Source organism: Okeania sp. SIO2C2, assembly GCF_010692625.1.
GTDB classification, from domain to species: domain Bacteria; phylum Cyanobacteriota; class Cyanobacteriia; order Cyanobacteriales; family Microcoleaceae; genus Okeania; species Okeania hirsuta.
Genome location: NZ_JAAHGM010000050.1, coordinates 46,105 through 52,952, shown reverse-complemented (window position 1 = coordinate 52,952; position 6,848 = coordinate 46,105). Strand labels below are relative to the sequence as shown.

Annotated in this window: 3 protein-coding genes; 1 reads left to right on the top strand and 2 read right to left on the bottom strand. The window is 37.6% G+C overall.

Features of this window, described 5'->3' with window-relative positions:
- Both F6K18_RS27485 and F6K18_RS27480 read right to left on the bottom strand, forming a co-directional pair.
- The coding region (locus tag F6K18_RS27485; RefSeq protein ID WP_287525520.1) for a filamentous hemagglutinin N-terminal domain-containing protein at nt 1-2,613 on the bottom strand (2,613 nt) is incomplete at its 3' end.
- Nucleotides 2,614-3,716: 1,103 nt separating this feature from the next.
- A complete protein-coding gene (locus F6K18_RS27480; RefSeq protein ID WP_287525519.1) occupies nt 3,717-4,823 on the bottom strand; it encodes an AbrB family transcriptional regulator in 1,107 nt (368 codons plus the stop codon).
- Nucleotides 4,824-5,233: 410 nt separating this feature from the next.
- On the opposite strand from F6K18_RS27480, the gene F6K18_RS27475 reads away from it, so the two are divergent.
- Nucleotides 5,234-6,553: a 3-isopropylmalate dehydratase large subunit gene (locus tag F6K18_RS27475; RefSeq protein WP_287525517.1), complete on the top strand. Its 1,320-nt coding sequence runs from the start codon at nt 5,234-5,236 to the stop codon at nt 6,551-6,553.
- Nucleotides 6,554-6,848: the final 295 nt, after the last annotated feature.

The window sequence follows — 6,848 nt, the reverse complement described above, 5'->3', positions numbered from 1 at the left end:
CTCAACAGTTATATCATTTGTCGCCTCCAACTTAACATCCGCATCCCCAGAAGTTTCATCAAATTCATCATTGATCGTAATATTCGTTCCAGACAAAGAAACACTTTCCCCACTAGCTTTAATTCCGTTACCCGTAGCAACAATATCTCCAGTAGCTTCAATATTAATTGCACCACCTGTCCCACTATCAACTTCTGTATTTTCTGTAGATGCCACCCCAGAATTATTTTCTGTAGCATCTTGCTCCGAAATAGAAATATTTTCTGTTAAAGTCACATTTCCTGCACTCTGAATTTCTATATCTCCCCCAGCAGTAATAATACCATCCACATCCTCACTCACATCACCAATATTCACATCTCCCAACACATCAAAAAATGCTCCACCACTGCCAGAAACAGCTTCCAAATTTTCTACATTCAACTGCAAAGGTGCATCAGTTAAACCTATTCCTCCACTGCCAGAAGTTTGAAATAAAACACTACCCGCATTTATCAATGAATTCTCTGAAACTCTGGCAATATTTCCCCCATTAGCATTAACTAAAACTTGCCCTGTTGTGGTTAAGTTTGCCAAATTTATATCCCCTACTTCTCCTAAATTTCCTAACTCTATTCTGATGTTTCCAATTCCGGCATTTAATGTTGTTACATCTAGTTGATTTATTGATGCTGCTCCGGCACTCCGGTTATCAATATTCATCTCATCATTATTACCAAATAACTCAATATTTCCATTGCCAATTGATGTATCAATATCGGCATTTATATTAATACTTCTACCTGCTTTTAATTCTACAGATTCAGTAGTTTCTATTTTTTCATTAATTGTTATATCGTTGTCGGCGAATAAAATTATATCTCCTGATAATTCCTCAATATTTTCTGCGGAAATTGTTACATCAGAATTTTCATCTTGAGCAAAGGGGTCTATTGGTGTTTCTTTTTCTGTTGTTTCTGAGCGATCGGCAATTTCTGTCTCTGAATTTGTATTTTCTGTTATTTCTGAATTATCGACATTTTCTTCTGTATTTTCTGTAGTAGGATAATCTCTACTTTCTGTAGATTGCACTTCCGAATTATCATCTACTGTTTCTGAATTTTCAGTATTTTCTGTAGTAGGATAATCTCTACTTTCTGTAGATTGCACTTCCGAATTATTATCTACTGTTTCTGTTTCTGAAATTTCAATATTTTCTGTAGATTGCACTTCCGAATTATCATCTACTGTTTCTGAATTTTCAGTATTTTCTGACTCTCCCACTGTAATATTTTCTGGGTCTAATAATATTGTTCCTGGAGTGCCAAACGCAGCACTAACATCGACATTTCCATCAAATATTAATTGTTGTTTTCCAGATACTTCAACAAACCCTCCATCACCAGAAAATTCTCCTCCTCTCGCACTAATATTCCCGGAAAAATTAGTAATTCCATCTGACCAAATTATTACTTGACCTCCATCACCATTTGTGGTAGCGTCAGCGAAAATAAATGAGTTATTGTTAACAAATGTTTGCTGAGAATTGGGTACTATTCCATTACCTTGAAAGTCGCCTCCAATTAATACTCTTCCCCCTCCATTTAGACCATCGGCGTTAATATTGGCATCAATAATTGCTACGCGATCGCCTAACACATTTATCTGTCCTCCGACATTAGATCCCCTCTGACCCCCCTTTGAAAGGGAGGGATTGGAAGTTGTTGATACATCTATATTTCCCGAAGTAATTGCTGTACCTGGTAAATCAGCTACCAGGGTATTTGAATCTATCAACACCACATCACCATTTCCATTCACAGTCATAGATGTGGCCTGAGTTATTTCTCCACCTGTTAAAAGTTCGGGTAAGGATAAGGGGGTTATACCAAAAAGATCTTCCCCATTCGCTGTTGTTGAACCTACTTCCAAACTTAATAAATTTCCTGGTTGGGATATTCTCAGGATACTACCTCCTTCTACTGCTGCGATAGTAACGTTGCCGCCTGCTGTGGAGAGTTGCCCTGTGTTAATAACCGTGCCACCCAACAAAGTAAGATTTTCCCCTGGGTTTAAACTGAGGTTCCCTTCGTTAACTATAGCGCCTGGGTTTGAGACATTAAAATGATAGCCACTGGGGTTTCCTACTAGGTTGGCATAATCATTTGTTCCCATGGCTTGAAACCAGAAGTTATTGCTGTTAAAACCTATACCTGTGGCTGTAGTCACGCTGAATGAGGCGGGGACATTAACACTAGCGTTGGGGCCAAACATTATGCCTGCGGGGTTCATCAGGAAGAGGTTAGAATTACTACCGATGACTTGGATCAGACCATTGATAATTGAGGCGTTACCTCCTGTGATTCTGCCGAGAATATTGCGAGTATCTGGAGTGGTTAGGAAGTTGGCTGTTTGACCAGAGTGAACGTTGAATTGGTCAAAACTGTGGAAGAGGTTAGTCCCATTATGAGCGCCACCTTGAATATTAAATTGATTGCCGTTTTGATTGACGGTTGTACCTGTGCCGTCGTTTGAGGGGGTTATGGGTTGAGATTTGGCGGGAGTTGTAGCCAATATCCCTAAAATTACACTCAGAGCTGTTATACTGTAAGATTCTAATCTATTAGCTTTCATAAAAAACTTTTACAGTTATAATACTTATTTTAAGTAAACAGAGAAATTAGGCAACGACAATATTTTTAGTCAAAATATCATCGTATTTTTCTTCTAGAGATTGTAGCAACGATCCTCCTGTTTATGCTACTAAACCGAACAGCCTAATCTTCCTATTGCAATATAACATTAGACATCTGGTAAAAATCAAAAATAAAATCAATTCTTATCCATAAATTATCAATTATTTCTCCCTGTTGCCTGTTGCCAGATGAGCTGTTGCCTCTTTTCTGGAGATTTCTATTAGAACCTTATTGAATATAATAGCTGTAAACCCAGGTCCAGCAATTCTCATAGTTAACATTCGAGTAATATCATGTCTGGTAGCATCGGTATTGTATAGTTAAAGTAAGAAAGAAGGAAGAAGGAAGAGGGAAGAAGGCTTAAAAGCTTGAAAAAACGTAAATTTCCTGTAGATATTCACTCTTGGTTTTACACAAACGCGCCCCAGCAGACATGATATAAGTTGAATTGCCAACACTAAATCCGCTAACCACCTAGGTTATTAAAAGTTGCAATCATCGCTTCCAACCCACCAGGGGTGAAAGTTAACACAGAAGTTTAAATCCACTTGAGTCAATAGATGAAAGCTATAGTGGTATACGCTATGTAGAACCCATTTGGGATCTTTTTCAAGATAAAGTTTTTTTTAGTAGGAGTCAAGAACACCGAGTCAGGAGATGGAAGGAAGGAATATAGAAAAAGGTCGAAAAATACTCCCCACCTTCCTATCTTCCTACCTTCCCATCTCTTTTGAGAGCGCTTTTGAGATTGGTGAACCACAAATTCAAAACAATAATACTTGTAGGGACGTTCCATGGAACGTCTCTACTGTAGTCTATTCAAATGAAAACTGCTGTAAATAGAACTCAAATGGGTTCTATATAGTATCTTTGCGTAAGTCCTGATTATTTAATTATTTAGATAGCTCTGTAAAGTCGATGCGTTCATAGATGTAGAATTAAAAATTCTCAAACATTTGCCCAGGAATGCACAACCAATAGTATCATTCATCGATCAATGGAAGATTTTCCTTATTCCTTCTTCCTTCTGCCATTATATTGCTATTTTGATATGACACTAGGGCGTATTTTCATTCTCTTAACTATCAGAGTTGTCAACCCAGGTCCAACTAAGATAATAGTTAACATTCGAGTAAGTTGAATTGCCAAAACTAAACCAGCATCACCACCCAACTCATTCACAGTTGCGATCATGGCTTCTATCCCCCCTGGGGTAAAACTTAACACAGAAGTAATTAAGTCCACCTCTGTTAAATTATAAAATTCATAACCTACTCCAAAACAACCGATAATTAATCCTATTACCAGTCCGAGATCAATTAAAATAGCTTTCCACAATTTACGAGCATTTTCCCAATCAAACTGAACGCCTATAGAAATTCCTACTAGCAGGAGACCGACTGCAAATAACCATTGAGGAACTTGTAATTGATATGGCGTTCCCCACAAAGTAGTTAACCCAACTATAAAACTACCTAAAAAAGCAGAGGAAGGCAAACGTAATAATTTTCCGCCCCAAATTCCTAAACCACAACATCCTGCTATTACTAATAAATTCCCAAATATGGATATGCTTGTTTTACCTGATACTAATAAAGTTGTAGTTTGAGTCTGGTCAATAGCTGAAAACATGAATATGGTAGCAGTTGGTATAATAAATACTACTAATAACAATCGCAAATACTGGAGGATAGCAACAGCAATAGGGTCTGCCTCTAGTTCTTCACTCATAGCAACGATAGCAGAAGCGCTGCCAGGAATAGATGCCAGAAAAGCAGTAGAGCGGTTAACTCCACTCAAAAGTGACAACAGATAGCCTTTGAACATACTTAAGGCAGCAGTAATCAGAATACACCCTATTACAGGAATAGCGTAAGTGCTAATTAAACTAATTGTTTCTGGGGAAAAACGAAATGCTGTAGCAATACCAATTATTGCTTTGCCCATCATCATTATTACTTTCGGTAACGGTTGGGGAGTACCTTGAGCGATCGCATAGATAATTCCGGCAATCATCGGCCCGAGCAACCAACCGACAGGAAAATTGAGCCAGTGGAATATAGACCCTACTAAAATAGCTAAGGTTATGGGGACAATGGCAGTTTTGATAGTTGATAATTTTGAGATAATTGCTTGGTTGTTTAACACGCTTAAAAATATATAAAATTTTGCAGACAACTTAATATTTCTTCTGGCAGCTTTGGAATTGTAAATAACTGGGGCAGGTTTTCAACACATTCAGGTTTAACCATACACTTTTTACTACATTCTCCTGTGCCAACAGGAATAATATTAATATTATAGGACTTACGCACTTCAACGTATTTCTGTCATTGCGACCAATAGGGTTTGCGCAGCAGTCCGGAACGGAAAGCAATCTCAAGTCCTAGTTTTTCGTACCTCATGCGTAGTCCTGATTAGTTATTGTAGTTGAATATCTATAATTAGGCTCAGTTGCAACACACCTTACACTAGAACAAGAGTGTGATTCAGAATTTTGCATAAGTTCTATATTTGTTATTGTAGTTAAATATCTACAGTTACTGGAGAACATTACTATGACCATGACCTTAACGGAAAAAATTTTAGCCAAAGCTGCGAAACTTTCTCAAGTAACTCCTGGAGAAAATATTTGGGTTCATGCTGACCTGTTAATGACCCATGATGTTGCTGGCCCCAGTACCATTGGTATTTTTAAGCAGGAATTTGGCGTAAATGCCAAAGTTTGGGATCGAAATAAAATAGTTATTATTCCTGACCATTATATTTTCACCGCTGACAAACGAGCTAACCGCAATCTTGATCTTGTACGAGAATTTGCCATTGAACAAGAAATTAAATATTTTTATGATATTAGCGATCGCTCCGACTTTCAGGCCAACCCTAACTATAAAGGTGTTTGTCATATTGCCCTAGCTCAAGAAGGTCATACTATTCCCGGTCAAGTACTGTTTGGCACTGACTCCCATACTTGTAATGCTGGTGCTTTCGGGTTATTTGCCACTGGTATCGGTCACACTGATGCAGCTTTTGTCATGGGAACAGGTAAATTATTGTTGAAAGTTCCTGGGACAATGCGGTTTGTTTTCTCTGGGGAATTGCCAAATTATCTATTGGCAAAAGATTTAATATTGCATATTATTGGTGATATTGGTGTATCTGGGGCTACTTATCGCACAATGGAATTTGCGGGTGAGACTGTGGAAAAGATGACCATGGAGGAACGAATGACTTTGTGCAATATGGTAATTGAGGCGGGGGGAAAAAATGGTGTTATTGCTGCAGATCGGACAACTTTTGAGTATTTGCAGGGGCGAACTACCAAAACTTTTGAGCCTATTTACAATGATATCAATGCTAGATTTTTTAGTGAGCGCTCCTATGATGTCACAAAATTAGAACCAGTAGTAGCTAAACCTCATTCTCCAGATCGCCGAGAATTAGCACGAAATTGCCGCGATATTATGATTGACAGGGTTTATATTGGCTCTTGCACGGGTGGAAAAATTTCTGATTTTATTGATGCTGCTAAAATTATTAAAGGTCATCAAGTGAAAGTGCCTACATATTTAGTACCTGCAACTCAAACAGTTTACAACGATTTATTTTCCATCAAACACGATGGTCAGACCCTATCAGAAATATTTTTAAATGCAGGTTGCCTCGAACCTGCTCCTCCTTCTTGTGCTGCTTGTGTAGGAGGACCGCTAGATACTTTTGGGCGGTTGAATGAAGCTCATGTATGTGTTTCTACCACTAACCGTAATTTTCCTGGTCGCATGGGTAACAAACAAGCTCAAATATATCTAGCATCTCCCTATACTACTGCTGCTTCTGCTATAACTGGGTATGTTACAGACCCACGAGAGTTTATTTAAGAGAAGAAGGAAGAGTTTAACAATTAATAATTAATAATTAATCATTAATTATTACCTCTCCTTGAAAACGGATAGAATTGACGAACAGGAAAATTAATTCATTAGACATCTGATAAAAATTAAAAATAAAGTCAATTATTATCCATATATAATCAATTATTTCTCCCATATGAGCTGTTCCCTTTTCTCTGAATATATCTATTGTTTCTCCTTTAAAGGAGAGGGATTAACACTTAATCCTTTGAGAATATAGACTAAATATTGAAAAAAAAGGAAATATGGTGTAATATAAAGT